Origin of the sequence: Altericroceibacterium endophyticum, assembly GCF_009827595.1 — a bacterium.
GTDB lineage: Bacteria > Pseudomonadota > Alphaproteobacteria > Sphingomonadales > Sphingomonadaceae > Altericroceibacterium > Altericroceibacterium endophyticum.
The window spans coordinates 59,328-83,265 of the sequence record NZ_WTYT01000006.1 but is presented as its reverse complement, the minus strand read 5'-3'; the positions used below and the strand labels follow the sequence as shown (position 1 = coordinate 83,265).

Sequence of the window (23,938 nt, the reverse complement as noted above, 5' to 3'; positions counted from 1 at the left end):
CGAGTGGCTTGCCCCCGGCACTCTTTTCTTGGCAAAGGGCGCATATGAACAGCCCCGAAACCAACGTATCATTGCAAGACGCGCAGCAGGCCCTGAAAGAGGGCAAGTTCGAAACCGGATTGCACACCGCCGAAGCTATTATCGCTTCGCAGCCAGAAAACAGCGAAGCGCTGTATCTTGGTGCGGTCGCCGCGCGCTTTCTCAAAAATTACGACAAGGCTGAACAGCTCCTTGCGGAGCTGCATCATGCTGCGCCCGAATATGGCCGGGCATGGCAGGAAAGCGGCCATCTGGCGCGTGATCGCGGCCACCGGGATGCGGCGATCGCGGCCTATGCGCGTGCTTGTCAGTTCAACCCGGCCTTGCTGGCCAGTTGGAAAGGGCAGATCGACCTGCTGCGTCAGGCAGGCTTGCTGCCGCAGGCTGAAGCTGCTGCGGAACAGGCAAAGCGTGTTCAGCAACTCCCGCGGGAATTGCTCGCGGCGCTCAACCATCTGCATGAAGGGCGGCTGGCCAAGGCGGAGGATCTGTGCCGCTATTATTTGCAGCAGCATCCGCGCGATGTGGAAGGGATGCGGTTGCTGGCTGAAATCGGCTCCCGCTTTGGCGTGCTGGATGATGCCGAATTCCTGCTGGAAAGCGCCTTGACCTTCAAGCCGGACGATCTGCGTCTGCGGCTCGATTATATCCAGGTCCTGCGCAGCCGGCAGAAATTCGCTGAAGCCTATGATCAGGCCGCACAGCTTTATGAAGCGCAGCCCGATAATGTGACCTTTCAATCGCAATTGGCGATCGAGAGTATGCAGACGGGTAAATATGAGCGAGCCTTCGAATTGTTCGATGCCGTGCTGGAGCGTCTGCCCAATGATCCGGCAACGCTGACTTCGCGCGGACATGCGCTCAAAACATATGGCAAACAGGCGGACGCCGTGGCGTCCTATCAGGCTGCAATTGCGGCGCGCCCGGCGGCGGGTGAAGCTTATTATTCACTGGCCAATCTCAAGACCTATCGTTTCAGCGACGCCGAAATCGAGGCGATGCATGCCCAGCTCGATCACGGCGATTTGTCCTTCATGGACCGGGTTCATCTCAATTTTGCGTTGGGCAAAGCGCATGAAGACGCGGGGGAGTATGAGCGCAGCTTCCGCTATTATGACGAAGGGAACGCGCTGAAACGCCGCCAATCACGCTATGATGCGGATCAGATGCGGGCGGAATTCGACGCACAGATGCGGGTCTGCACCAGTGACCTGTTTGCCGCACAGGCGGGCAAGGGGCATGATGCCGCCGATCCGATTTTTGTGTTGGGCCTGCCGCGCGCGGGATCGACCCTGATCGAACAGATATTGGCATCTCACAGCCAGGTGGATGGTACGATGGAATTGCCGGATATTCTGGCAATGGCACACCGTTTGCGTGGGCGCAGCAAGGCATCCGCCAATTCCCGCTATCCCGGCGTGCTGGCTGGACTCTCTGCAGATCAGCTGCAGGCTATGGGCCGCCAATATATCGAAAACACCCGCATCCACCGGCAGGGCGCGCCCTTCTTCATCGACAAAATGCCCAACAATTTCCGGCATATCGGGCTGATCCAGCTGATCCTGCCCAATGCGAGGATTATCGATGCGCGGCGCGCGCCCATGGATTGTTGCTTCTCCGGGTTCAAACAGCTTTTCGCGCAAGGTCAGGAATTTACCTACGGTCTGACAGAAATAGGCCGTTATTACAGCGATTATGTGGATCTGATGGATCATTGGGACCGTGCTTTGCCGCAGGGGCGGATTCTGCGGGTTCAGCATGAGGATGTGCTGGATGATCTGGAGGGGCAGGTTCGCCGCATCCTGGATTATTGCGGGCTACCTTTTGAAGAAAGCTGCGTTGAATTTCACAAGACGGATCGCGCCGTACGTACAGCCAGTTCAGAGCAGGTACGGCAGCCGATTAATCGGTCAGGCGTTGCCGCATGGAAACCCTTTGATGCATGGCTGGCGCCGCTCAAGCAGGAATTGGGCGTAAATTTCCAGGAAACCGCGCCGAAATAAATATCAAGTCTAAGATTGTATAGTTACGAGATAATTGACTTGTGTTAGTGCTATATAATAAAGATGCTAAAGGTATCGGATGTCGTTTCATTTAAATCCCGCCGCCTGCCTTTTGGGGTTTCCTGATGACTGAAAAAAACCATGCCGACACGCAGCAGGCACTGCTTGATTCCTGTCGCGATGCGATAGTTCAGGAAGGTGTGGAGAATTTATCGCTTCGCCAATTGGCGCAGAATGCCGGAAAGAGCACCTCGCCGATCTTTCAGTATTTTGGCGGCAAAAATCAATTGCTGCTGGCTACTTTGAAAGATGCGGTCGAGACGGAGCGGGTACGGCATAAAGCGTTGCTTGAGTATTATTCCGGCATGGAAATGCGGCCGCATATTCTGTCCTGTGTTGCACAAGCCTATTTGATCCATCAGATCCGCCAGCCCACAATGCTTGTTTGTATGGAGGCGCTGTATAAACCGCGCGAATTCCCTGGTTCCGCGACTTTGCTGGCGGAATGGGTCGATCTGCAGCAGGCTTTCTGGGGGGAATTGCTCGGTTCGGAACGGTCCCATCTGACAGAACCTCTGGTGGCCTATATTCTGGCTGAACAGGCCTATGCCGGGGCCCTGCCCAAGGACCCCTTGTTCACTTTGCTGCTGAATGAAGGATTGAACGGGTTTTTCCTGCCGGAGGACGTGAAGTCCGATCCGGTCGGAGCTTGGGCCATTGAAAAGTTCTGGAAGCCGGAAGATCTGGGCGCGGAGGGGCAAGGCAGGCTCGACAGACTGCCGCCAGCGATGCGCGATTTTGTCGTGCAATTATCTGTGCGCATCATCGAAAAGGGCTTGTGTGGCCTGACCTTGCGTCAAGAAGCCCGCGAGGCGCAGATTTCCCCATCACAAGTGGTCTATCACTTTGGCGATACCTCGGCCTGTATACGCACGGCAATCTGGCATGCATTGCTGACTATCTTGCCACAAAAATTCGCCCGGTCTGACTATGCTGGCTTGTCAAGCTGGCAGGAAATGCTGGTTGGGATGATCAGCCGTGATCCGGTGGAGGCTGGCGGCGGCGGCTACGTTCAGTTCATGCGGATCATGGGCCAATTGGGCATAGCTGCACGGCATGACCCGGAATTTGTGCCGGTACTCAGGGCTTTGCGCATTTACGAAGGACAGGGGCTCCTCAACCGTCTGTCGCGGCATCCGGATTTTCAGGATGACAGCTTTTTCGGAGTGGCGCGGATGACATTGTGTCTAAAAGGTATGGCAATGATCAATGAAGCGCTGGAGCGCGGCGGAGATGGCGCACAGGAGCGGCAACGCGTTCAGAGCGTGATCGATCTGCTCTCTGGCACGAGCGGCCCATCAGCTCCCGCCTGAAATTTCACGCAAAGTGGTGAAAACGGGCCTTGCCCTGCTATCGCGGCGGACGTTAGGGCAGCGTTTTTTACAGCAGGAAACAGCATGCCCGCCAATAGCAGACTGACGGCGCCGTCCCACGCATCATCGCCGGCTGTGTTGATCGATATGGTGTTTCCCGGTGACACCAATCATCACGGAACTCTGTTTGGCGGAATCGCGCTGGCGCATATGGACAAGGTAGCCTTTCTGGCTGCAACCCGGCATGGCCGCGCCCCTTTTGTCACCGCCGCATCGCAAAAGATTGACTTTACTGCCGCAGCTTATGCGGGGGAAATGATCGAGGCGACGTCCACTCTTGTCCGGGTCGGGCGCAGTTCGGTCGAAGTTGAGGTGGAGCTGCTGGCCGAAGCGCTGATCAGCGGAGAACGCCGTCTGTGCACCCGCGGACGTTTTACTTTGGTGGCAGTGAAGGGACCGGACACCACGCTGCCGCTGCCTGCGATAGAGGATAGCCATCGTCCCCCTCAGGATGGAAAATTGCGGACGGTGGATATGGTTTTTCCGCCGCAAACCAACCACTATGGCACGCTCTATGGTGGTGACGCGCTGAAGATGATGGGCAAGGCCGCCTTTATCGCCGCCACCCGGCACAGCCGTGAAATTTTCGTCATGGCCGCCAGTGACGAAATCGCCTTCAAGTCACCGATCCGCGAAGGGCAAATGGTTGAACTCGTTTCGGCTATTATCCATCAGGGCAATGGCTCGCTGGTGGTTAGTGTGGAGATGTGGGGGGAAGATTTGCTGACAGGTGAACGGTGCCACGCGGCAACGGCCAATTTCACGATGGCGGCTGTCGATGCGCAGGGGAATGCCAAGCCAATCGGGTGATTGGCCGTGCCAGCATCCGGTATGCTGCCGGTCGTTAGCTCTCTCCCGCCTTTCTTCCTTCGCGCTTTTGCCATCCTAACGGGCTTTGTCATGTTTCTGACAGGCATCGTGTGTGTGGGTTTGAGCCAATGACCTCCAATGTGCGGCGGTACTTCACGCGCATAGGAGAGTTTGCTCATGAGGATGTTCATTGCATTGCCTGCCGCCGCCGCCCTGATTGCCACCGCACCGATGCCTGCCATGGCGAAGGATAGCGGGGCAGCGCCCCAACTGACGCATTGCGACCAGTCGATTGGCACGATCGCAGTTGTGGAAGGGGACGCCGCCGGCTGGACCGAATGGAATCTCAGCTCCCCGCGTGAATTGATCTATGCGCTGGCCAGAGAATCCGGCTGTTTCACGCCGCATAATCCCTCGGCCAGCACGCCGGCGCGCTTTCTGGTGACAGCCATCGCCGGCAGTCAGGAAGACGTCGATCAGGGTGTCGAAATTGGGAAGTCCGTCGCCACCGAGGCGCTGATCCGCTCCGGCGCGGCGGGTAAGGTGTTGAGCAGTGTTCCCTTCGCCGGTGCGGCCTTGGGAATGTTTGGCGGCCTGGGCGGTAAGAAGAAGACCGTGGCGGCGGGCCTGAAAGTCGTCGACCCCGCTTCTGGCATGGCTGTCGCCGGGGGCACCGGCTCGGTCAAGAAGTCGACGATCAAGTTCAAGAATGACGAGAATGAATGGGCGCGCTCCGCCGCCGGGACTGCGGGTTATGCTGACAGCAAGAAAGGCCAAATGCTGACGGAAGCCTTCGTCCTGGCCTTCAACAATCTGATTGCTCAGCGCAGCGCTCTGGAGGTGAGCCCGGTTGCACAAGGTGGCGCAGCTGCGGGTACGGTTGCGCCTGCATCGAGCGCTGCGGTTGTGGCTATCGATACGGTGATGCGCGCTGAGCCTTCAGTCGATGGTGCTGCGAAGCGTAGCTTGCGCGCAGGAACTGAATTGACTCCTACGGGAAATCGTGAAGGTTTGTTTATCGAAGCTACGGACAATTACGGTACGACGGGCTGGGTTTCGGTTGAAGATCTCGGCTGACATCAGGCAGGGCAGGGGACCGGTTTTGGCCCCCTGCACCCGCATCGGGTGGGGGAAGGGTGGAGACATGGTCCAGACGCGCATCCTCTATATAGAGGACGATAGCCGGGCGGCAGATGATATTCGACAGCTCGCGGCGGAGCGCGGCGACACGATTGTCTGCGAGGAAACCGGTGCTGGAGGATTGCTGCGTGCCGGGATCGAACCTTTCGATGTGATCATTCTCGACCGGATGCTGGGTGACATTGACGGGCTCACGATCCTTCGCCGCCTGCGTGACAGCGGGGTTGGCACACCGGTCCTGATGTTAAGCGCGCTTGGCCGGACCAGCGACCGTGCCGAAGGGCTGGAGGCAGGTGCGGATGACTATCTGGCAAAACCGTATGAAGCCGCCGAATTGCTGGCCCGGATTAAGGCTTTGCATCGCCGTTCTTCCGGGCGGGAGCATAGTGCGGTGATCCTGTTCGGGGCCTTTGAATGCCATGTGAAGGCTCGCACTGCCTTTCGCCAGAACCGCTATCTGCCCCTGTCTCCGCGGGAATTTGAACTGTTTCGCTATTTTATGGAAAATGCAGGAGAAACAGTCACGCGCGAAATGTTGCTGCGTGATGTGTGGAACATGACCTTCGACCCGCAAACCAATGTCGTGGATGTGAATATTGGCCGCTTGCGGCGCAAACTGGAAGAGCGCTTCGCCACGCCTGCGCTCGAAACAATCTGGGGGTCGGGATATCGCCTTCTGGACGGTAAATGATACATCGCGCGCAAAGCTCTATCTTCTCACGGATCGTTGTCCTTTCCATCGGCCTCGCTTTGCTGCTGGTTGCCGCATTGTGGCTGCTGACCGATCGCACGATCCGCAATACGCTGGATGAAAATGCCCGCCAGGCGGTTGATCTGGATCTGGCCGGGCTGGTGGATATCTATGCCAGCGGCGGTGGTGAGGAGTTGCAGCGGCGGATTGCCGACCGGCTGGCGTTGACACCGACTGACGGCACGGTGCCGCATTATCTTCTGCTCGGTCCGGGTGGACAGCGTTTGGCGGGTGATCTCGATCACTGGCCCGCGCTCGACCCGGCTGTGTCGGAAAGTGGGCGGATTGTCATTGGCCGGGCGACTCCGGCTTTTGCGCGCTCTACGCTGCTGGCGCCGGATAAACGGTTGCTGGTTGCGCATGAGGCGGATGACGCCTTGCCTTTGTTGCAGCGGGTTGCACTCTCCTTTGCTGCAGGTGGTTTGCTGTTTGCGCTGGTGGTCGGACTGTTTGCGCGCGTGACGACGCGGAGACTGCAATGCCGGATCGGCGTAATCAACGCGGCGTTCCAGACAGGTGATTCCGGTTTCATGGATGCGTGTGAACAAAAGGCCGCGCCGGATGAAATCGACGAGCTGGCATCCCATTCCGCCGCGGCGCTGGCGCGGGTGCAGCGTTTGATGGAAGCATATCGCGACAGTTCGGATCAGGTCGCGCACGAGATCCGCACGCCGCTTACCCATCTGGATAACAAGCTGGTGAAGGCACTGGCCGCCGATCCGGAGGCAGGCATCGCGCAGGAGCTGCAGGCGGCGCGGGGCGAAATCCGTTCGCTGGTTCACACGCTGGAGAGCCTGCTGGATATTGCATCGAGCAATGCCAGACGCGGGGACCCGCATAGTTTGCGCCCCGTTAATCTGAGCAGATTAAGCTCGCGCATTTGCGAGCTTTACAGCGACAGTGCCGAGGAATCGGGCCATGAATTTTCATGGGATATCCGGCCTGGTGTGGTGATCGATGGGGAGGAGGATCAGCTCGCCCGCCTCATCACAAACCTTCTCGATAATGCTTTCAAATACGTCCCTTCCGGCGGCCGGATCGACATGTCGCTGGAACCTGGCCCCGTGCTGGTGGTGGAGGATGATGGTCCTGGTATTCCCGCCGGTGATCGGGAACGGATTTTCGATCGTTTCTACAGAAGCGCGGATGCCGCTCGTGATTCTCATGGGGCGGGGCTGGGTCTTTCCCTCGCCAAGGCGATAGCTGAGCGACATGGGCTTGCGCTTTCGCTGGAGATGAAGGATCGTGGCACCCGGTTCGTCGTCCGGGGGGAAATGGCGGGATGAAGCATCGATTCTTCAAAGGGATTGCCGCCGTGCTGGGGCCGGTTGTCTTGTCAGCCTGCTCCCATTCGGCAGAAGGTGGAGCGCTTGCCGATAAGGCTTACACTTCCCCGGCCAGCACTCCCTTGAAATCGATTTCTCAGGAACCGCAACAAATCAGCCGGGCGGCATGGGCGGCTGGTCTGCTGGCGCGGGCCGATGGAGCCTATGAAGCGGGCGATGTGCAGCGCCTGTCCGGTATCCTCTCCGCGCTCCGCACAAATGGCGTGTCTCTTCAGGAGGGGGGCGGGGTGGATCCGATGGCGGCGTGGTCAGAGCAAGCCGGTCCGGCGGCTGCGTCGATGCGGGGGCGGTTGCTCGGTCCCGGCTTTCTTCATGGCCGGCTGGCGCCGGGCGAAAGCTGGCACGGCGGGCAGACATTTTTCTCCGGCAAGTCCAGTACGGTCGCCTTGTCGCAGCGCGGCACCGCCTTGCTGCGCCTGCGGATCGTGAACGCCCAAAAGGAGACTGTGTGCGAACGGTCTGCAAACAGGGTGTCCGCAGGCGAGCAGGCCGAGAACGGCCCACAAGATTGCCATTTCACACCGTTATACACCCAAAGATACAATATTGATTTGCGGAATGAGGGGCCCGGGAATGCGATTTACTATCTGGTGTTCGACTAGCATATTTGCTGCCGCTGCTGCGCTGAGCGTGGCCGCTCCGCTCTACGGGCAAAAGGTGCAGCGACCTGACATATATAATCATAGCGTTGAGAAGCGCGAAGAGGCACAGGCCGCGCTTGCCAAGGCCTCACCCACAATCAGCGAGGAGGAGCGTGCCCGGCTGGTATCCAATGCGATTATCGCCCTGGCCGCGGATGAGAAGAATCAGGCGGCATGGGATTTGTATCGCGAATATCAGTCCCTGCCTCTCGATCCAGCCGCTCAGGCCAGCGCAATAGGGGTGGGGTTAAACTCTTTCGCTGCGGCCGAGGAAAAGCCGCAGCTGCGCGCACAACTCCGCCTTTTGTCGGACGGCCCGCCCTTGCCGGGATCACTCGGCCGTCCGTGGGCATCCTATCATCTGGGCATGGATGCCTATCAGCAGGATGACATGCCGGGCGTGGTCGAATGGCTTCGCATCGCCTATGATCAGGCACGCGAAGATCTTGGGCCGGATGATCCGACGCTGGTATATTTCGCCGCCAGATATGCCGAACATGTGACCTATCTTGACCGTGAGAAGGGAGCAGAAGCAGGCCGGGAAGCTGAAACACTCGCATTGCGGCTGCTGGATTTGGACCATCCTGCCTGGATTTCCGTGCTTAGCCTTCAGGCGCAACGCGCCCTTTCAGAAGGTCGTTACGAAGATGCTGTCGCATTCTACGCGCGGAGTACGGATGTCGCTGTGGCAGCCTTTGGCTATGACGATCCGCGACTTTTTCCCTTGCTGCAGTCGCGTGCGGTGGCGCTGTCCGGCGTGGGGCGCGCGGATGACGGCGAACGTTTTGCGAAGCTTGCTTTGCGTAGCGAATGGGCGTCCGCAGCACAGGAAAGGGCGATGCATCGTTCGCTGATTGGTGAGCTGATTTACTCGCAGGGGCGCGTGGAGGATTCAGTCCCCTGGTTCCGCGAAGGGCTGACCCTGATGGCGGAGAACAAGGTTGATCACGGCGATCTGCGCTGGGGCCATCTTCAATCGCGGCTGTCACGCTCGCTCAGCGTCATGGGAGAGCATGAGGAAGCATTACGTCTGACCCGCGAAATTTTGCCGCAATTTCGCGCAAAATTACCGGAAAAACACCCCGCGCGCACTTTCATCGAATCCTTGGCTGCCTTCAATTTTGCGCGTGCTGGCCACCCAGCAGAGGCCATCGACATCTTGTCCGAGACGGTGGCGAATAATGAAGCCCGTTTGCTGGATATATATGCGCAAGGGCAGGATCTGCGACGTCTTGCCTTTGGTAATAACCAGCTGTTTCGCGATTCGGCGATCATCGCCTTGCTGGCCGGTGATCTGGAACGGGGGTGGCGTAGCGCGCAACTGGCGTCTTTGGGTGATCTGGCTGCCAGCGCTGCCAGCCTTTCCTATCCCGGCGATGCGGCGGGATTTGCGCGGGCGCTCGATGCTGCGCGTACCGCCCGCAGCGAGGAAGAGGCCATGCGGTCCACGCTGACCCGGGATGAGGCAGCGCGGGGCGCTCTGGCGGACAAGATCGTGGCGCGAAAGGCGGCAGAAGACCAGTTGGCGCGTGAGTATCCCGACTATGTCGAATTTCTTCGCCCCCGCCCGCTGAACATTGCCGAGGCGAGGGAGGTGCTGGATGATGATCAGGCCTATGTGGTGCCGATCATCTACGAAGACCGGGTCGTGACTCTGGCTCTGACGCGTGAAGGGTTGTCATGGGGGCAGATGCGTGTTCCGCTCAAATCGACGAACGCGCTGATCAAACGCCTGCGCAGCTCGCTTGATCGCGGACTTGGTGAAGAGGGAGAGGATCTGTTCGATGTCGCTGCGTCTCATGAGCTCTACAACCGTATCTTTACAGCTGATATTCAGCAGGCAATTGCGCATAAGACGCATCTGATCTTTCCGGCAGGCGGACTGATGGCGCAGATCCCCCCCTCGGTTCTGCTCGCGGCTCCTGCAAAGGAAGGACAGCCCCGCCACTATTTGCTGCGCGATTATGCCATTTCGGTCAGGCCAACGCTGCGCAGGCAATCGGCCAGCATGGCGCGCGCAAGCCGCGCCTTTGCCGGTATTGGCGCGCCGACGCTGGCTGGCGCGCCAGCCAGCCGTGCAGCGCTGCGCGGCATGGCGGTGGATATTGATAGTATTGCCGACATGCCCTCACTACCCGGCGCTCTGGCTGAACTGGCATCGCTGTCTGCTGCTTTCGCGCCAGAGGATAGCTTGCTGCTCACTGGGGCGCAGGCGACTGAAGCGTCGGTGCGCGCTGCGCCGCTTGATACGTTCCAGGTGATCGCCTTTGCCACACATGGCCTGGTGAACGGCCAGGTGCGGGGGCTTGACGAACCCGCATTGGTCCTCACCCCGGTCAAGGGTGCCGAGGGTAGCGATAATGACGCGCTGCTGACGGCGAGCGAAATTGCGGGCATGCGCCTCACGGCTGATTGGGTGCTGCTCTCGGCCTGCAATACGGCTTCGCCAGATGGCCGGGGCAATCCTGCATTTAGCGGTCTGGCCCGCGCATTTCAGCTTGCTGGAGCGCGTTCCCTGCTGCTGTCGCACTGGCCCGTCCGCGATGACGCCGCGGCGGCAATCAGTGTGGCGACGCTAAAGGCCGCGGCGGCTGGTACGGGCCGGGCGATGGCTTTGCGCAATTCACAGCTCGCCCTGATCGAAGATGAGGACATTCCGGCTGGGGCGGCGCCGGCGATATGGGCGCCCTTCATACTGGTCGATTAACGCTGCTCCATGCCTGTTCTCAGACGAAAGGACGGGGCATTCTCATACGCGAAACAGGCTCAGTCATTATGCACCGCACGCTCCAGCTTGCTGAGGAACCTGTGGCCGTGTTCGACATGGACGCGCATGGCCGCTTCCGCTGCTTCGGGATCTCCTGCCTCGATCGCATCCATGATCAGACGGTGGTCTTCGACTGCTTCGCGCAGGCGATCGCCCTTGTAAAAGGTGCCAAACAGCAAATGATGCACCGGTGTGCTGAGCCGTTTTACCAGATCCTCGATGACCGCATTTCCCGCACCGCGCATTAGCAGTTTGTGCCATTCTGAGTTGAGCCGGCTGAATTTCTCCGGTGAATTGCTGTCGACGCATTCTTCCATTTCGAGCGCGAGCCGGGCCAGTTTCTTCCGGTCCTCGGCCCCGGCCCTGACGGTGAAATCGCGCGCGCACATCCCTTCCAGCAAGGCGCGGGCCTGATAAAGCTGGCGCACTTCATCCTCGCTCGCACCGCGCACCGAAGCGCCGCGAAATTCCTCGATTTCTACGAGCCCTTCCGCAGCCAGTCGCTGAAATGCCTCGCGCACTTTGAAACGGCTGCCCCCCGTTTGCCTTATGATGTCGACTTCGACCAGCCTTTGCCCGGGCACCAGTCTGCTGCTGCGAATCTGCGTTCTGATCCAATCGGCTATGTTGGCGCTTGTTGGCCCGCTGCGGGCTAGCGTGGCTGCTGCGTCGTTCATGACATCCCTCTTTAACAATATCGTCAACAATATTGTCATTCATATTTTGATTGCGCGCTGTCGTCAAATTGCCGAGATCGGCCACTGCAACCGGCCAGCCACGAAGATGGGCGGGCGGATTTGGGGAGGATTACCGATGTTGAAAGGCGATTTGCGCACTGTCCGCACCGCGGCGCTTGCCACCGTGTCTGTGGCGGCTTTGAGCGGTGTTGGCGCCGCACCTGCACTGGCTCAGAATGAAACCGTGGCAGAAGCCGTGGAAACCCAGGACGAAACCATCACCATCGTGGTGACGGGGAGCCGCGTCAGCGTGGGAGCACCCGTTGGCGCCACGGCAACGGTCCTGGGCCGTGATGAGATCGTCGATTCCGGTGCCGTCACAATCGACCGCGTGATCAAAGAGCTTCCGCAGAATTTCGATCTGGGCGTGTCTGAAAATTCGCGTGGTCAGGCCGGCGGTTCCGGTAACATCACTTATGGCAACTCGGTAAACTTGCGCGGCATCGGGCCCTACGCAACACTCGTCCTGATTGACGGCCACCGGGTGGTGAATAACAGCCGCTCCACCGATCCCTCGGTTCTGCCGACACTGGGTGTCGAGCGCGTTGAAGTCGTCGCCAATGGCGCATCCGCCATTTACGGTTCCGACGCCGTTGCCGGGGTTGTGAACCTGATCCCGCGTCGCAATCTGGATGGGGTGGAGGCTTTCGGCCGCTACGGCTTTGCCGAAAATGGCAATTTTGACGAATGGTCAGCTGGTGCCGCGATTGGCAAGACGTTCAGCCGCGGACAGATCATGGTCGCGTATGAACATGTCGAACGCTCCAACCTCAGCGGCGATGACCGGGACTTCTTCGTATCCGACCAGACGCCGTTTGGAGGGGGTGATTATCGGACCAGTCGTTGCTCCCCGGGCACGCTGCTGATTGATGGCACGACCTATGCCCTGCCGGCCGAATATACGCAGGCGAATGCCAATGCGATTACGCCGGGCACCGTCAATCTGTGTGACAATCTGGTCGGTCAGGATCTGGTGCCACAGCAGAAATATGATTCCGTGAATATGACAGGCACATTTGAAGTGTCCGACTGGGCTGAATTCTTTATCGACGGGTTCTATTCCAAGCGGAAATTTCAGCGCAATAGTGCGCAGCCTTCTACCCGTCTGGCTGTCCCGGAAACCAATGCCTTCTTCGTTAGACCAGATGGTTTTGCTGGTTCGAGCTACGACATTGACTACAGCTTTGCGAATGATGTTCCGCTCAGCGGTACGAACGGATATGCGGAGAGCTGGCAGATTTCGCCCGGTCTCCGGATCCAGCTTCCTTTTGAATGGGAGTTGGAAGGGCTGTTTGCCTATGGTGAAACACACGATTTCTCAGGGTCTTACGACGGTGTCGACAATGCTGCTTTAAACGCTGCGCTGGCCAGCAGTGACCCTGATCTGGCGTTCGACCCCTATGGTCTGGGGCGGACATCGCAATCGGTCATCGACGGTATTTTCGACCAGATATTCCTGGCACCGACCGATGGTGAGCTGAAATTCTACGAATTGGGCGCATCAGGCCCGCTGTTTGACCTTCCCGGCGGAGATATTCGTGCGGCTGTGGGGTATGAGCGGCAGGATTTCACGGTTGATCTGGGCGTGGCGCGCGGACAGCCGGATACACCCTTCAGCTATCGCACCTTCGGGCGGACTGTCGATTCCGTCTATGCCGAAGTGCTCCTGCCGGTTTTCGGTTCGGGCAATGCGACGCCTGGCTTTGAAAAGCTCGAATTCACGGCTGCCATTCGCTATGACAGCTACAGCGATGCGGGCGATACGACCAACCCGCAATTCGGCTTTGACTGGACCCCTGTTGATGGCCTGAAACTGCGCGGCAGCTATGGCACATCCTTCCGCGCGCCGACCATTCCAGAAATCTATGGCAATGGTTCCAACCTCTATGTTCAGAACTATCAGAACCCGGCTGGCGGCCCGCCGATCACGGGTGTGGCCTATGGTTCGGGTCCGAACCTCGATCTGAGCCCGGAAACTGCCACGACCTGGTCAATCGGGGCGGATCTGGAGCCAATCGACCGGTTGCGTATTTCGCTGACCTATTTCGATGTCGCTTATGATGATCAGATCACAGGCAATTTGTCGAATTTGGCGATTCTGGGTCAGGAGGAGCAATATCTCGGCACAGGTGTCATCCTGCGCGGCGCAGAGGCCAGCGCCCGGGTTGCCGAACTGATCGCTCAGGGCAAGCGCGTGCTGGGCGCGTTGCCGGGCGGCAGTGTCGAGAATGTAGATCTGTACGTGGATGGTCGTTCGCGCAATCTGGGCAAATCGATCACCCGCGGTATCGATATCACTATCGGCTACAATATGGACCTGGGGGCGAATGATAAGCTGCGCCTCAATGCCTCCAGTACATATCTGACCGATTACAAAGTCGCCATTACACCGACGGCCGAGCTGCGGGATGAGCGCAATGTCATTTTTCAGCCGCTCAAATTCAAAGCGCGGGTGTCGGCGAACTGGGACCACGGCCCCCTAAGCACGCGCCTCGCTGCGACCCATGTGGGCGGGTACACCAATAATCTCGTCACGCCGTCGGAAAAGGTGGATTCCTTTACCCCGGTTGATCTGACCGTGACCTGGCGCGTGGGCGAAAGCTTTGATGGATCGGTGATGGAAGGGCTCGAACTGATTGGCGAAGTGCGCAATCTGTTCGATGCTGATCCGCCTTATGTGAATCTCGCGCCCAGCGGTAATGGCAGTGGCGGCTATGATGCCACCGCGGCCTCCCCCATCGGGCGGATGTTCGCAATCGGCGCGCGCATTCGGTACTGATAGGACATCTGACAGCTGCGATGTGTACTCTTGTGGATATAGCGCTGGCGGGCGATCTGGTTCTGGATGAGCCAGATGCCCGCCACTGGCTTTCAGGAATTGCTCCGCGGCTGCTCGAATCCGATCTGGCCATCGCGCATCTCGAGGTTGCTCATACGAATAGCCTGCATGAAATGGCGGGTGACGTGCCAGCGCCCGGCGCTCCGCCGGAAAATCTCGCCGCACTGGCAGATGCCGGCATCGATATGGTCTCGCTCGCGGGCAATCATATCGCCGATAGCGGGGCACAGGGCATTGCCGATACGATTGCGGGTCTGTCCGAAGCTGGCGTGCTGTATGCCGGTGCAGGGATCGATTTGCCATCGGCGCGGCTTGCGGCAATTACCTGTGTGAAGGGTCTGCGCATCGCACTGCTCAGCTATAATTGCGTGGGGCCGCAGGAAAGCTGGGCCGCCCCAGACCAGGCAGGGTGCAGTTTCCTGCCGCTGGGGACGGCCGACGGTTCGCCGGTTAATCCGCGGGCTGACATTACCGAAGTGCTACCTGCCGCGCTCGATATCTTGCGGGAAGATATCGCAATCGCGCGCAATCAGGCCGATTTTGTTATTGTCGCTCTGCATAAGGGGATTGTGCATACGCCGGTCACTCTGGCGCCCTATGAACGGCCGATTGCCCATGCGGCAGTTGATCTGGGTGCAGATGCGGTTGTGTCCCATCATGCGCATATCGTCCGCGGAGTGGAGTTTCATGGCGGGAAACCGATCTTTCACGGTCTGGGTAACGGCTGCGTGGTGACCTCCGCGCTCTCCCCGGATCAGGACCATGCCGGGCGGGCCGAATGGGCGCAGCGGCGCAAGCAGATGTTCGGTTTCGAACCCGATCCAGCCTATTCGCTCGCGCCGTTTCATCCGGAGGCGGTCAATGCCTTCATCGCGCGTCTGCTGATCACTGATGATGGCGTTGTCCGCGCTGGCGTGACCCCGGTCCATGTCGAACCGCCAGGCCGTCCGGTGCTCGCAGATGGAGAGCGCGCGCGGGAAATAGCCGATTACATCGAACAGATCAGCCGTGAGGCGGGACTGCCCCCGATCTCAATTGACCAGGATTTTATGATTATGGAGGCGGCGTGACCTTCTCTCTTCGGATATTGCTATGGACCGGCGGGCTCGCGCTGCTGGCGGCCACCGCGATTGACACGTTCGCGGTGATCGGACGCCATATCGGCCTGCCGGTACACGGTTCGATCGAAATGATGCAGGCCGTTGTTCTTGTTTCCGGCGTGATTGCGATGATTGTCGCCACGATTGAAAATGCGCATGCGCGGGTGAAACTGGTGGTTGATCGCCTGTCACCGCGCCGCCGGGCCCTGGCGGACAGGCTGTCCGATTTTCTGACCCTCCTGCTCTTTGCCAGCCTGCTGGCCGGATCAAGCTGGATCGCATGGGATCTGCGCGATGCGTATGAACAAAGCGAGCTGCTGGGTATTCCCTGGATGCTGCTGCGCGTCATTGTAGGTCTGGTGCTTCTGGCGACCTGCGGCGTGCTGACCATTCGGGTTTTTCGCGGTGCGAGGGTGCGGCGTGATGAATTATCCGGCGGCACGGCCTCTAACTCGGCGGTGCATGGCGAATGATATACGCAAATCCTGCCACCGGCCTTGTCGGCATCGCCGTGTTGATCGCTTTGTTGCTGCTGGGCGGCCGCATCGGCGTGGTGCTGGGTCTCGTCGGGCTGGGCGGACTCGCGGTGGTTCTCGGGCCGGAAGCAGCACTGATCAAAAGCGGCGTGGTCCTGATCGACGTTCTGACCAAATATGAACTCGGCACGCTGCCGCTATTCCTGTTCATGGCGCATATCTTCTTTTCCATCGATGCAAGTCGTGACTTGTTCGACGCGGCGGCAAAAATGGTTGGCCATCGCCGGGGCGGGCTCGCCTATGCCGGGATTGCCGGTTGCGGCGGATTTGGCGCAATCAACGGGTCGAGCCTCGCCACAACGGCCACCGTCGGGCTCGTGGCCTATCCGGAAATGAAGCGCCGCGGCTATGCCGATACGATTGCCAGTGGCACCATCGCGGCAGGCGGTACTCTGGGGCAGATGATCCCCCCATCAGGCGCGCTGATCGTGTTCGGGATCATCGCTGAAACCAGCATTGGCAGTCTGTTCACGGCAGCTATCATCCCCGGCATCACGCAGGCGCTGCTTTATGCGGCGGTCGTGTTCATCCTCGTGCGCTGGAAGCCCGAAATCGCCCCTGCGGGGGAGCGGGCACCATGGTCCGAGCGCCTCCATTCGCTTGGGCGGATCTGGGAAATCGTTTTGCTGATCGCCTTTGTCATTGGGGGGATCGCTGCTGGCTTCATCAGCCCGCCGGAAGCCGCTGCGATAGGCGCGGCCGGGGCCTTGCTGATCGCGGCAATGCGCCGCAAGCTGACATGGAACAATCTTTTCGGAGCGTTCCATGAAACATTGCGCACCAGCGGGCTGATCTATCTGATCATTATCGGCGCGCTGATCTTCTCGGTCTTTGTGGGAGTGACCGGGCTGGCCGATGGTGCAGGCGCTTTGGTGCAAAGTCTAGGCCTCGGCAAAATCGGCACGCTGATCCTGCTGGGTGTTATTCTGCTGATGCTCGGCTCCGTACTTGATGGGTTGGCGCTGATGCTGCTGACCACGCCGATCCTGCTGCCGATTGTTGAAGCGCAGGGGCTGAGCGCGATCTGGTTCGGCATCTTCATCACCCGAGCGATGGAAATCGGTTTCGTGCATCCTCCACTGGGGATGAACCTCTACATCATTCAGGGCGTGGCGAAGGACCTGTCGATCACCGACATTTTCCGCGGCGTGCTGCCTTTTCTAGCGAGCGATTTCTTGCATATTCTGCTTATCATCCTGTTCCCCGCCATGGTCCTCTGGTTGCCGGAGGTGCTGGCATGATCGCTTCTGCTGGTCCGAACCTGCCTCTCGACGTGCTGCGTGCAACCGGCGCCTATGCCGGGCCGCTGCCCATCGATCTGGACAAGAATGTCACCACTGCGGATGCGTGGATGGAAAGCAAATTTGCGCCTTGGGCGCCGCTCGCGCTGCAGGCATGGGCAGATGGCGATTATGACCATCTCGATTGCGTCATTTTCAGCCGCGCGGATGATACGGCGCAGCGTTTCTATTATTACATCTGCGAACTGCAGCGGCGCGGTCTTGTGGGCGGCCCCAAAGCGTTGATTTTCGATATTGCGATGATTCCGCGGGCGAGCAGTCTGGAGCGTACCACGCAGAAGGTCCGCGAACTGGCCGAGCTGCTCGGTGTCGATGACGTCGCGCTGGAAAATGCGATTACTTCCAGCAAGCAGAGTGCGCCCGCCACATCACCTGATCATCCCGTCTGCCTGATCGCAGGCAGCCCGATGCCTGATCACCGGTTGCATATTGCCGTGCAGGCGGCTGGCTTCGCTCCCATTGGTCAGACACTGGCCGAATATTGGTGCGAAGGCGGGCCAGTGATTGAAGGCGGCACAGGTGATCCCGCAGCGGCCATTGCCTGTCACCTGCACGAAGGGGCCACTGGTCCGCGCAGTTTCGGCGACCGGTCGGCATTGCTGAGGGAGCGGTTGGCGCGCACACAAGCGAGAGCTGCCATTCTGTGGCGGATCGAAGAGGACGAGGCGCAGGTCTGGCACCTGCCCGCCGAACGCCGCGTGCTGGAAGAAAGCGGCCTGCCGCATCTGGTGATGACCCGCCGCGACTGGTTCGCGCGGGACGGCGCGATTGAAGAAATATCCCAATTCCTGACAGGAGCAGACATATGAAGCCGCTCGCCGGACACAAGGTTGCCGTCCTTGGCAACATGGCGGATCGCCCGCTGGCTCGGTATCTGGCTTCGCTCGGCGCGGCGCTGGATGGCGACGTCGCAAATGCCAGCTTCGTGATCGATGATCTGGGGCTGGAAAACACCGCGCATCTGACCATTCCTGAAAGCTGTGTGCATGTTTCCGTCACGCCATTTGGATCGGGTGGCCCACATTCGCATTGGCAGGGCGGCGAACTGGTTGCCTCTGCTATGGGCGGGACCTTGCGGTTGACCGGCGAACCCGGACAGAAGCCGGTTAAGGAAGCGGGTGATGCCTGCACTTTCCATGCCGATATGGTGGGAGCGGCTGGCGCGATGGCGGCGCATTATGCGCGCGGCAGGCACGGGCTGGGCCAACATGTCGATGTGTCGATTCAACAGGTCGCGATGAGCCGAAACGTCAATGGCGTGCTGGTCTGGCAATTTGATCGGCGCAAGCTGGACCGGGCGGGGGGCTGCATCGCCTATGGCAAGGCCAAAGTTCAGGTGGTGTGGAAACTTGCCGATGGTTGGTGCTTCCATGCATTGATGACCGGACGGCTGGGCGCCCCTGCCAATCAGGCATTGTCGGACTGGATGGACGAAGCGGGCATCGACAATCCGATGCGCGGCATCGATTGGCTCGCCTATAATCGCTCCACCCTTGCCGTGGAAACACGCGCCGAGTGGGAGGCGGCCATGGCCAGCTTTTTCGCAATGAAGACCAAGCAGGACATCGCCACCGAGGGGCATCGACGAGGCATCAATGCCTGCGTGGTGAATGAACCTGCAGACGTGCTGGCGGACGAACATCTCAAGGCACGCGGCTTTCTTGAGACGCCGGACGGTCTGCCTGCACGTTTCGCCAACATCCGGCAGAGCACGGATCAGAATGCGGCTGTGGGGGCGAATAGCGGCACAGCCCCGGCCATCCACACGGGCGATCGTCCAGGGCCGCTGTCCGGCGTGAAAGTCCTTGATTTCGCCTGGGCACTGGTCGGTTCTATCACGACCAAGACTCTGGGCGATTTGGGCGCGGAAGTGGTGAAGATCGAAAGCCGCGGACGGCCTGATCTGTCCCGTCTCGACGTGCAGGTTTCAGCCTCCAGCGCGAAGAGTCTGGATGACAAGCCATGGTTTGCGCATCTCAATTCCTCGAAAAAATCGCTGACGCTCAATCTCAAGGCGGATGGCGCACGGGACGTGCTAGACCCGCTGATCGACTGGGCCGATGTCGTGGCAGAGAACTTCTCCCCCGGAACGATGGCGAAGCTGGGCCTTGATTATGACAGTCTGGCTGTCCGCAACCCGGGCATCGTGATGGTGTCAGGCAGCGTCTATGGTCAGACCGGACCGATGGCGAAGGAATGGGGGGTTGATGGCACGGGCGGCGCGCTGTCGGGCCGGACATTCCTCACCGGTTTTCCTGACGGTGATCCGGTCATCCCCGGCGCGGTGCCGTACGGCGATGTGATTGTGCCCTTCGTGATGGCGGGCCATGTCGCCGCCGCGCTGCAAAACCGGCGCGATACAGGGCATGGCTGCCATATTGATGCCAGCATGTATGAGATTTGCGTGCAGCAAATGCGCGATTTTCTCAGCCGGGCGAAAGCAGGAGAACGCCCTCAGCGGCTCGGCAATGCCGATCCCTCGGTCCTGTTTCAGGATGTCTTCCCCGCTGCGGGCGATGATCGCTGGGTGGCGATCAGTGCATTCACGGCGGAACAGAAGGACCGCCTGCTTGCCATTACCGGCCCCGATATTGCGGCATGGACTGCGCAGCGGGAAGACCATGCGATCGCCGCACAATTACAGGAAGCAGGGATTGCTGCAGGTGCCTTGCAGGATTGCGAGGATTTGCTCGAAAAGGACCCGCAAATTGCCGCGCGTGAGGCGCTGGTGATGCTCAACCATGCGGTGCTCGGCCCGTTTGGCCATATCGCCACGCCGCTGCGTTTTTCGCGTGATCCGATGGAGCCCTTCCGCGCCCCAGGCATGGGCGAACATGCGCATGAAGTTGCGCGCAGCATATCGAAATTGTCGGAAACACGCATCGCCGAGCTCGAAAAATCAGGGGTATTTCAATGAGCAGCTCTGCCAATCCGCGTAGCCGCAAGACGCTGCAATGCACCTCCGCAGCGACGACTTTTCAAAAGGCATTTGGCAAGGAATTGCGCCGCCGCGTTGTCGAGGATCGTGAACCCTACGCCATCGTGCAGGCCGATACGCCGCATGAGCTGTTTCACGCGATGGATATCCCCATCATCACCAATCAATGGTGGTCTGCTTATATCTCGGCAAAGCAGCTTTCTTCCCGCTATTTCGATGCGATGGTGGATAAGGGCTATCCAGCCAATAGCTGCAAATATTGCTCGCTCGGCCTGGCTTGCACCCTTGCGAATGAACCGGAAACCGCGCCGTGGGGCGGTCTGCCGACACCCACTATCATGGTGGCGCGGCTCACCTGCGATTGTATCCAGCATGTCTTCGGCCAGTGGTCCGATGCGCTGGGCAGTGAATTTTTCCCGATGGAAGCCCCCGCCTGGACGGAGATGGATCCAAACTGGTTTGCCCATGCCCGATCCGATTGGGAGCGTGTCTATCAGCCTGACCGTATCGCCCATATGGTTCGCGAAATGGGCGATCTCATCGCCGTGCTGGAAAACCGCACAGGGCGTAAATTCGACGAGGCGAAATTCCATCATTTGATGGAGCAGATCAATGTGCAGGAAGGCTATGTCTGGGAAGCTGCGCAGGCGATCGGCAAGGCGCATCCCTGCCCGGTGTCGATTGGTGAGCAGATGACCAACACCATGATCCCGCAATGGCATCGCGGGTCAGACTGGGCAGTTGCCCATGCGCGCAGTTTTCGTGATGAAGTGATGGAGCGGATTGAGGCCGGTCTCGGCGCGTCAAGCAATGAGAAGATGCGGTTGATGTGGATTGGTGCCGGGGTGTGGCACGATCCCGGTTTCTATCAGGCGCTGGAGGAAGACCCTGGCGCGGTTTTCGTCTGGTCGATGTATATGCCGTTTGCCGGGCCTGCCTATATTCGCGATCTCAAAGACAAACCGATGGAAGCGCTCGCCAGCCGGATCGCGAGCATGAATGAAACGCTGCACCTGCCCCCGTGGATGAGCGGCTGGATGGTATCGGAGGCCAAGCGCTGCGACATCGATGCGGCGATCATGCTGTTGCCGCCCGATAACCGCCTGTCCCAATCAGGTAACAAGCTGACCGCCAGCGCTTTGGAAGCTGCCGGCGTGCCGGTGCTGATGGTGGATGCCGATATGGTCGATGCCAAGATCTGGGATCATAACCGGATGGTGGGCATGGTGGCTGAGTTCCTGAAGGAAAAGGAATTGGCATGAGGGTGTTTGCGAAGCCTTTTGCCGCGCTATTGGTGGCCACTGCACTGCTGGCAGGATGCGCGCGTCCGCTTCCCGAAGGGGTGACGGAACTGACCTATGCAACGCCCTATCCGCCGTCCCACCCGTTCAGTCTGGCGGATCAGCGCTGGATGGATTTCGTTGAACGGGAAAGCGGCGGTACGCTAATTATCCGTCCGGTCTGGTCCGGTTCATTGCTATCGGCTGATATGTCGATGGAGGAGCTGCGCCACGGCGTTGCCGACATTGGCCTGATCACGCCGATTTATGTACGTGGCGGCACCCATTTGCTGCGCACGCAGACCGGTTTTTACAGCGGTGCGGATTCGATCGAAAGTCAGACGGCACTGTATCGCTGCATGGCCGCCAGTATCCCCCAATTCGGTGAGGAGCTGAAGGGGCTGGAAGTGCTGGCAGTGCAGGGCGGGCTGCTTCCCGGTATTGTTACGCGGGGCCGTCAGATTACCAGTCTGAACGATCTCAAGGGCCTGCGTATTCGCGCGCCCACAGAATTGCTCGGCGTACTGAGCGAACTGGGAGTCGATCCGGTCAATATGCCAATGGGCGAGGTTTATTCGGCCATGGCCAAGGGCGTCATTGATGGCGTGATCGCTCCGCCGGACACCCTGCGCGCACTCCACCTGACTGAAGTAGCCGGCTATTTTTACGAGCTGAAAGTGCCGCGCGGTGCCTATCCCGCGCGTGCCATGGGAAAGCAGCGCTGGAATTCGCTTAGCGCGCAGCAGCGCGCATTGCTTGAGCGCAGCAAGCCTGTTTGGGAAGCGGCACTGGCTGATGAAATCCGCCAGTCGGAACAGATCGGACGCGAAGCGGGGGAGGGAATCATTACCTGGTCGCCTGCCTCAGCCGCAGATCAGCAACATTTTGACGAGCTGTATCTGAGGGACGGGCAGGCCAATGCCCGTGATCTCGAACGCTTTGGAATTGACGGTATCGAAGCCTATCGCGTGGCGCGAAACAGTATTGCCGCGCGGGATGAGGTTCGATGTGAAGGGGACGACACATGACGCAGCCGCTAACCGGATTCCGGGTAGCCGATTTCAGCCATGTGATGGCGGGACCATTTGCCAGCCACTTGCTGCGCCTGATGGGGGCAGAGGTAATCAAGATCGAATCGAAAAGCGGCGATCAGTTCCGCAATTATGGTTCCAATCGCGATTTTGACGGGATGAGCCCGGCCTTTATTGCGGCCAACATCGGCAAGAAGAGCATTGCGCTCGACCTCAAAGACCCGGACGAGAAGGCCATCGCCCGCAGCATTGTCGAGAAGAGTGACGTGCTGCTGGAAAATTTCCGCCCCGGCGTGATCGGGCGGCTTGGCTTTGGCTATGAAGAGATCCGCGAAATCAATCCCAGTATCATCTTCTGTTCGGTCAGCGGCTATGGGCAGGACAGTCCGCAGCGCGACTGGCCTGCCATCGACAATATCGTGCAGGCGACCAGCGGTATGATGATGCTGAGCGGTGCGGAGGGTGACCCGCCGGTGCGGGTGGGCTTCCCGATGGTCGACACGCTTACCGGACAAACCGCGGCCATGGCTATCCTCGGCGCGCTGCTCCGCCGCGAAAAAAGCGGCGAGGGTGCCTTTATCGATGTGTCGATGCTGGATGCCAGCATGGCCTTCATGACCAGCGCGCTTACGCCTTTCCTCGTTACTGGCGATACGCTGAAACGGCTTGGCAATACGGGCTATAGTGAATTGCCGACTGCTGGCCTGTTCGAAACATCCGACCAGCGGCACATCTCTCTGGGGGTGGTGCAGGAAAATCAGTTTGCGGCGCTGGCCCGTTTCATGGGCACGGAGGAATGGCTCGATGATGAGCGTTTCTGCACACCTGACGCAAGGCGTGCCAATTTCGACGCCATGCATGGCCAGCTCGCCGACATTTTCCGCACCCGCACGGCGGAAGAATGGGAGCGTGAACTCAGCGAAGTGGGCATTCCCTGCGGGATGATCCGCCGGGTGGATGAAGCTGCCGCGCTGAGCGGCCCCGGGGCGCTCCTCGACATCGATATTCCGGGTCTGCCGGTGGAGGGCAAGGTCGCGGTGCCCAATGCTGGTTTTCGCATGACGCCGGACGGGCCGGGCACCGATGTTCCCCCGCCGCGCAAGGACGAAAACCGCGAAGAAATTCTGGCCTGGCTGGCGCGAGAGGATGCGCGGGCTGACGCCTGAGATGAATGACAGACATGTCGTCGGCCGTTTCGCCGGGGACGTTTTCTATGGAAGCAAATGCCGCCCAAAGAAGCATTTGC

18 protein-coding genes are annotated in these 23,938 nt (G+C 59.5%); 17 read left to right on the top strand and 1 reads right to left on the bottom strand.

The genetic code is table 11. The features are described from left to right. Nucleotides 1-44: 44 nt before the first annotated feature. The 8 genes from GRI91_RS13435 to GRI91_RS13400 all read left to right on the top strand — a co-directional run bounded on the left by GRI91_RS13435 (nucleotide 45) and on the right by GRI91_RS13400 (nucleotide 10,870). Nucleotides 45-2,042, top strand: a complete 1,998-nt coding sequence (locus tag GRI91_RS13435) for a tetratricopeptide repeat-containing sulfotransferase family protein (RefSeq protein ID WP_160737213.1) — start codon at nucleotides 45-47, stop codon at nucleotides 2,040-2,042. A gap of 125 nt (nucleotides 2,043-2,167) precedes the next feature. After that, on the top strand, nucleotides 2,168-3,415 hold the full coding sequence (locus GRI91_RS13430) for a TetR family transcriptional regulator (RefSeq protein ID WP_160737212.1): 1,248 nt from the start codon (nucleotides 2,168-2,170) through the stop codon (nucleotides 3,413-3,415). 84 nt (nucleotides 3,416-3,499) lie between these two features. Next, complete coding sequence (locus GRI91_RS13425) at nucleotides 3,500-4,285, top strand: acyl-CoA thioesterase (protein ID WP_202385595.1); 786 nt, start codon at nucleotides 3,500-3,502, stop codon at nucleotides 4,283-4,285. Nucleotides 4,286-4,462: 177 nt separating this feature from the next. Beyond that, on the top strand, nucleotides 4,463-5,362 hold the full coding sequence (locus tag GRI91_RS13420) for an SH3 domain-containing protein (protein WP_237437895.1): 900 nt from the start codon (nucleotides 4,463-4,465) through the stop codon (nucleotides 5,360-5,362). A 67-nt stretch (nucleotides 5,363-5,429) separates the two neighbouring features. Further along, nucleotides 5,430-6,116 (top strand): response regulator transcription factor, encoded by a 687-nt coding sequence (locus GRI91_RS13415; protein WP_160737211.1) that lies wholly within the window; start codon nucleotides 5,430-5,432, stop codon nucleotides 6,114-6,116. Beyond that, nucleotides 6,113-7,462, top strand: a complete 1,350-nt coding sequence (locus GRI91_RS13410; RefSeq protein WP_160737210.1) for a sensor histidine kinase — start codon at nucleotides 6,113-6,115, stop codon at nucleotides 7,460-7,462. Before GRI91_RS13415 ends, GRI91_RS13410 begins: the two co-directional genes overlap by 4 nt. Then, nucleotides 7,459-8,124 (top strand): hypothetical protein, encoded by a 666-nt coding sequence (locus GRI91_RS13405; protein ID WP_160737209.1) that lies wholly within the window; start codon nucleotides 7,459-7,461, stop codon nucleotides 8,122-8,124. The genes GRI91_RS13410 and GRI91_RS13405 overlap by 4 nt, the downstream gene beginning before the upstream one ends. Next, the gene (locus GRI91_RS13400; protein WP_160737208.1) at nucleotides 8,096-10,870 is read left to right on the top strand and encodes a CHAT domain-containing protein; all 2,775 of its coding nucleotides are present in this window, start codon (nucleotides 8,096-8,098) and stop codon (nucleotides 10,868-10,870) included. The genes GRI91_RS13405 and GRI91_RS13400 overlap by 29 nt, the downstream gene beginning before the upstream one ends. Nucleotides 10,871-10,929: 59 nt before the next feature. On the opposite strand, the gene GRI91_RS13395 is transcribed toward GRI91_RS13400, so the two are convergent. Further along, a complete protein-coding gene (locus tag GRI91_RS13395; RefSeq protein ID WP_160737207.1) occupies nucleotides 10,930-11,607 on the bottom strand; it encodes a GntR family transcriptional regulator in 678 nt (225 codons plus the stop codon). A 136-nt stretch (nucleotides 11,608-11,743) separates the two neighbouring features. Between GRI91_RS13395 and GRI91_RS13390 the strand changes: the two genes are divergently transcribed. The 9 genes from GRI91_RS13390 to GRI91_RS13350 are packed head-to-tail and all read left to right on the top strand — an operon-like array spanning nucleotide 11,744 to nucleotide 23,858. After that, nucleotides 11,744-14,446 carry a TonB-dependent receptor plug domain-containing protein gene (locus GRI91_RS13390; RefSeq protein WP_160737206.1) on the top strand — a complete coding sequence of 901 codons (2,703 nt, stop codon included), beginning with the start codon at nucleotides 11,744-11,746 and terminating at the stop codon, nucleotides 14,444-14,446. Nucleotides 14,447-14,466: 20 nt separating this feature from the next. Then, nucleotides 14,467-15,576: a CapA family protein gene (locus GRI91_RS13385; RefSeq protein WP_160737205.1), complete on the top strand. Its 1,110-nt coding sequence runs from the start codon at nucleotides 14,467-14,469 to the stop codon at nucleotides 15,574-15,576. Continuing rightward, entirely contained in the window at nucleotides 15,573-16,079 is a 507-nt protein-coding gene (locus GRI91_RS13380; RefSeq protein WP_160737204.1) for a TRAP transporter small permease subunit, read from the top strand. Before GRI91_RS13385 ends, GRI91_RS13380 begins: the two co-directional genes overlap by 4 nt. Beyond that, a complete protein-coding gene (locus tag GRI91_RS13375) occupies nucleotides 16,076-17,383 on the top strand; it encodes a TRAP transporter large permease (protein WP_160737203.1) in 1,308 nt (435 codons plus the stop codon). The genes GRI91_RS13380 and GRI91_RS13375 overlap by 4 nt, the downstream gene beginning before the upstream one ends. Beyond that, nucleotides 17,380-18,252 carry a hypothetical protein gene (locus tag GRI91_RS13370; protein WP_160737202.1) on the top strand — a complete coding sequence of 291 codons (873 nt, stop codon included), beginning with the start codon at nucleotides 17,380-17,382 and terminating at the stop codon, nucleotides 18,250-18,252. Before GRI91_RS13375 ends, GRI91_RS13370 begins: the two co-directional genes overlap by 4 nt. After that, nucleotides 18,249-20,360 carry a CaiB/BaiF CoA-transferase family protein gene (locus GRI91_RS13365; protein WP_160737201.1) on the top strand — a complete coding sequence of 704 codons (2,112 nt, stop codon included), beginning with the start codon at nucleotides 18,249-18,251 and terminating at the stop codon, nucleotides 20,358-20,360. The genes GRI91_RS13370 and GRI91_RS13365 overlap by 4 nt, the downstream gene beginning before the upstream one ends. Continuing rightward, complete coding sequence (locus GRI91_RS13360) at nucleotides 20,357-21,643, top strand: 2-hydroxyacyl-CoA dehydratase subunit D (RefSeq protein ID WP_160737200.1); 1,287 nt, start codon at nucleotides 20,357-20,359, stop codon at nucleotides 21,641-21,643. Before GRI91_RS13365 ends, GRI91_RS13360 begins: the two co-directional genes overlap by 4 nt. Then, nucleotides 21,640-22,689 carry a TRAP transporter substrate-binding protein DctP gene (dctP, locus tag GRI91_RS13355; RefSeq protein WP_160737199.1) on the top strand — a complete coding sequence of 350 codons (1,050 nt, stop codon included), beginning with the start codon at nucleotides 21,640-21,642 and terminating at the stop codon, nucleotides 22,687-22,689. Before GRI91_RS13360 ends, dctP begins: the two co-directional genes overlap by 4 nt. Further along, nucleotides 22,686-23,858, top strand: coding sequence for a CaiB/BaiF CoA transferase family protein (locus tag GRI91_RS13350; protein WP_160737198.1), 1,173 nt, complete (start codon nucleotides 22,686-22,688; stop codon nucleotides 23,856-23,858). Before dctP ends, GRI91_RS13350 begins: the two co-directional genes overlap by 4 nt. Nucleotides 23,859-23,938 lie beyond the last annotated feature (80 nt).

Coding starts and splice junctions, on each gene's coding strand:
- GRI91_RS13430 (WP_160737212.1), top strand. CDS start 2,168: ATGACTGAAAAAAACCATGCCGACACGCAGCAGGCACTGCTTGATTCC.
- GRI91_RS13360 (WP_160737200.1), top strand. CDS start 20,357: ATGAGCAGCTCTGCCAATCCGCGTAGCCGCAAGACGCTGCAATGCACC.
- GRI91_RS13410 (WP_160737210.1), top strand. CDS start 6,113: ATGATACATCGCGCGCAAAGCTCTATCTTCTCACGGATCGTTGTCCTT.
- GRI91_RS13375 (WP_160737203.1), top strand. CDS start 16,076: ATGATATACGCAAATCCTGCCACCGGCCTTGTCGGCATCGCCGTGTTG.
- GRI91_RS13435 (WP_160737213.1), top strand. CDS start 45: ATGAACAGCCCCGAAACCAACGTATCATTGCAAGACGCGCAGCAGGCC.
- dctP (WP_160737199.1), top strand. CDS start 21,640: ATGAGGGTGTTTGCGAAGCCTTTTGCCGCGCTATTGGTGGCCACTGCA.
- GRI91_RS13420 (WP_237437895.1), top strand. CDS start 4,463: ATGAGGATGTTCATTGCATTGCCTGCCGCCGCCGCCCTGATTGCCACC.
- GRI91_RS13425 (WP_202385595.1), top strand. CDS start 3,500: ATGCCCGCCAATAGCAGACTGACGGCGCCGTCCCACGCATCATCGCCG.
- GRI91_RS13395 (WP_160737207.1), bottom strand. CDS start 11,607: ATGAACGACGCAGCAGCCACGCTAGCCCGCAGCGGGCCAACAAGCGCC.
- GRI91_RS13415 (WP_160737211.1), top strand. CDS start 5,430: ATGGTCCAGACGCGCATCCTCTATATAGAGGACGATAGCCGGGCGGCA.
- GRI91_RS13405 (WP_160737209.1), top strand. CDS start 7,459: ATGAAGCATCGATTCTTCAAAGGGATTGCCGCCGTGCTGGGGCCGGTT.
- GRI91_RS13365 (WP_160737201.1), top strand. CDS start 18,249: ATGAAGCCGCTCGCCGGACACAAGGTTGCCGTCCTTGGCAACATGGCG.
- GRI91_RS13385 (WP_160737205.1), top strand. CDS start 14,467: ATGTGTACTCTTGTGGATATAGCGCTGGCGGGCGATCTGGTTCTGGAT.
- GRI91_RS13390 (WP_160737206.1), top strand. CDS start 11,744: ATGTTGAAAGGCGATTTGCGCACTGTCCGCACCGCGGCGCTTGCCACC.
- GRI91_RS13370 (WP_160737202.1), top strand. CDS start 17,380: ATGATCGCTTCTGCTGGTCCGAACCTGCCTCTCGACGTGCTGCGTGCA.
- GRI91_RS13400 (WP_160737208.1), top strand. CDS start 8,096: ATGCGATTTACTATCTGGTGTTCGACTAGCATATTTGCTGCCGCTGCT.
- GRI91_RS13350 (WP_160737198.1), top strand. CDS start 22,686: ATGACGCAGCCGCTAACCGGATTCCGGGTAGCCGATTTCAGCCATGTG.